Genomic DNA, 3,058 nt, shown 5'->3' with positions numbered 1-3,058 from the left:
CGCCGCTACGGATTGTGGGTTCCATCAGACCTTGCTGCCGCGTAACCGGTGGCTGGGTTCAACCGCCGGATGCGGAAAACCGCATGTCCGGTGGTGTGGGAGGGCTGACGGGCGCAATCCTGTCAGCCCGACCCGATCGGTCGTCCCTACGTCCGTTCCTACAGCTTCGTCGGTTCGGCCCGGAAAATGACCTTAAGCCGCGTCCAGAGCGAGATGCTGATTTTCGACTGAGCTTGACGTTTGGTGCATCCACAACCCTTAGCGCGGACGCGGTTTAAAATGATAGATTCTTAATATCTTAAACCGCGCCGGCTCCAACGCTCGTCAAGTCTGCCGGAGCCGATCACACCCAAAAACATCGCATACCGCGGTGGGCGCGGTTTAACTCTGCATCTGCTGCGGACTCTCGGCCTCGGCGCCGCCTGCCATGTCCGGTTGCTCCCACGGGAAGTGAGGCAGACCGAAGAAGGCATGGCGGACACTCTCGATCCAATCGCGGGTCATCGTCTCCAGCTCCGCGGAGTGCTCCTCGAGCCGGAGGCGGTGCGATGGCGCCAAGGCGTCTTTCGGGCAGATCGCAACCTCGAAGGGCGGCCCGACGGTCAGGTTGGAACGCGCCGTCCCGGCCAGCGAGACCAGGCACACGCGTGCCCCGTCGTTCAGGGAGAGATTGGGCGCCACAATCTGATCCAGGATGGGTTTGCCGTACTTGCTCTCGCCGATCTGCAGAAAGGGCGTCTCGGGCGTGGCGGAGATGCTGTTTCCCTGCGGATAGATCAGGAAGAGTCCGTGCGGTTGCCCGGCGATCTGTCCGCCCAGGATAAAGGTGGCCTCCACACTCGCACCGATCTGGCGCAGCGCGGGGCCATGCTCGTTTTGGACGGCCAGGTTGACCTGGCCGATATAGTTCGCGGCCTCGAAGAGGTACGTTACGCTCGCGAGTGTGACGGCGGGGGGCGGGTCGGTTTGGCTCGGATTCGCGGCTTGATCGAGATCGCGACGAATGCGGTGCAACACCTCTTGGGTGGTCGCCAAGTTGCCGGCTGCAAGCAGGACGAACATCCGGTCCGGCGCCGGTTGGAAGAGATGCAGCTTGCTGTACGAGGAGATGTAATCCACGCCCGCATTGGTGCGGGAGTCGGATGCCATAATGAGTCCCTGGTCGAGACAGAGTCCAACGCAATAGGTCATTCGGGTGAGTCTCCGAGGGGTGGACGAGGCGGTCGACCCAGGTGATGCGGATGCGATAAGAGCCGTTCCACCCGAGCGGAATCACGACAATAGGAGCAGCATCGAACTTCATCCGGGCGGCGTCAAGAACCCCCGCCCGTCGGCGGCGCCGGCGCGGGATTGTCATCGCGACGTGCGAGCACGGACAATGAACCCAACCGTCGGGGTCTCCGGCGACCAATGCGGGGAGAAACAGGTGAAAGAACGCAACGTCGACGTCGCCATCATCGGCTCCGGCACCGCCGGATTGAACGCCATGGGGCAGGTCCGCCGGGCGGGCAAGAGCTTCGTCCTGATCAACGGGGGCGAGCCGGGGACGACCTGCGCACGGGTCGGCTGCATGCCCTCCAAGGCCATGATCCAAATCGCCGAGGATTATCATCGGCGCACGCATCTGGGCAAATTCGGCATCGACGGTCACGAGGGCATGACACTGGATATCCCCGAGGCGCTCGAGCATGTCCAGGATCTGCGCGACACCTTCGTGGATCGCGTCCTCGGCAGCAGCACCGACGACATGCCGGAGGATCTCTTTATTCAGGATTACGCCCGCTTCGTCGAGCCGACCCTGATCGAGGTCGCCGGTCAACGCATCCGCGCCAAGGCCGTCGTGATTGCGACCGGCTCGCAACCCTTGGTGCCCGAGCCCTGGAAGGCGTTCGGCGACCGCGTCATCACGACCGACGACATCTTCGAGCTTGAGGACCTGCCCGCCGCCATGGCGGTGATCGGACTCGGGACGATCGGGCTGGAGATCGGTCAAAGTCTGGCTCGGATGGGCGTGGAGATCATCGGGTTCGATGCGCTCGACCATATCGCAGGGGCTCAAGACCCGGAGGTCAACCAATCCGCCACCGAGCTGCTGGGCAAGGAGTTTTCCATCCATCTGGGCGTGCCCGCCGAGATCGTCGAGGAAGGCGAGCGGTTGCGGGTCACCGCGGGCGAGCAGAGTGTCTTGGTCGACAAGGTGCTCTGCAGTGTCGGGCGCGTGCCCAACGTCGAGGGGCTCGGGCTCGAGATCCTGGGCGTTCCGCTCGATGCGCGCGGCATCCCGTCCTTCGATCCGAACAGCATGCAGGTCGGCGATCTCCCGGTCTTCGTCGCGGGCGACGTCTCCGGATACCGACCCATCCTCCACGAGGCCGGCGACGAGGGCAAGATCGCGGGCTACAACGCAGCCCGCATCGACACCGCCGCGCCCGAGCGCTTTCGCCGCAAGGTCCCGCTCTTCATCAACTTCTGCGACCCCAACATCTGCGCCGTCGGGATGCGCTGGAACGCGCTCGACCCGGAGACCACCGCGGTCGGACAGATCAAGCTCGCCCCGGTCGGGCGGGCCCTCATCATGGGCAAGAACAAAGGGGTCATCCGCGTCTACGGTGACAAGGCGACCGGCCGCCTCCTGGGCAGCGAGATGATCGGACCCAAAGGCGAGAACCTCTCCCATCTGCTCTGTTGGGCAATCGCGCAGGGTCTGACCGTCGGCGACCTGCTGCGCATGCCCTTCTATCATCCGGTGATCGAAGAGGCCCTGCAGGCCGCACTCTACGACCTCTATTCCAAGGTCGATGCCAAGAACGGCGGGGGGATTACGGAGCTGGAGCCTCTGGCGCCTCTGGCGGATTGAGACGGACCGGTTATATCGGTTCCTGATTAGAAAGAATCGTCCGCCAGGCTCACGGAATAAGCCACCGATCGGCGCAGAATGCTCCCTGATCCACCATCGGACGGAGCCTGCCATGACCATGCATCGAACCCGCTGGTATCCGGCTGCCCCAACGGGGCTCACCACGCGAGCCCGGGGCAACGCCCCGGGAACACGACCCCC

The 3,058-nt window shown here is 64.0% G+C and carries 2 protein-coding genes; one reads left to right on the top strand and one right to left on the bottom strand.

Annotated features, from left to right (window positions below):
- Positions 1-381: 381 nt before the first annotated feature.
- A complete protein-coding gene (locus VLR48_RS15015) occupies positions 382-1,191 on the bottom strand; it encodes a 20S proteasome subunit A/B (RefSeq protein WP_325292567.1) in 810 nt (269 codons plus the stop codon).
- A 235-nt stretch (positions 1,192-1,426) separates the two neighbouring features.
- Between VLR48_RS15015 and VLR48_RS15010 the strand changes: the two genes are divergently transcribed.
- The gene (locus tag VLR48_RS15010; RefSeq protein ID WP_325292568.1) at positions 1,427-2,857 is read left to right on the top strand and encodes a dihydrolipoyl dehydrogenase; all 1,431 of its coding nucleotides are present in this window, start codon (positions 1,427-1,429) and stop codon (positions 2,855-2,857) included.
- Positions 2,858-3,058: the final 201 nt, after the last annotated feature.

The sequence above is a fragment of the Thiocapsa sp. genome (assembly GCF_035467215.1).
Lineage (GTDB): Bacteria > Pseudomonadota > Gammaproteobacteria > Chromatiales > Chromatiaceae > Thiocapsa.
Note: the sequence above shows the minus strand (reverse complement) of the source record. Positions and strands in the feature narration are given on the sequence as shown.

Coding starts and splice junctions, on each gene's coding strand:
- VLR48_RS15015 (WP_325292567.1), bottom strand. CDS start 1,191: ATGACCTATTGCGTTGGACTCTGTCTCGACCAGGGACTCATTATGGCA.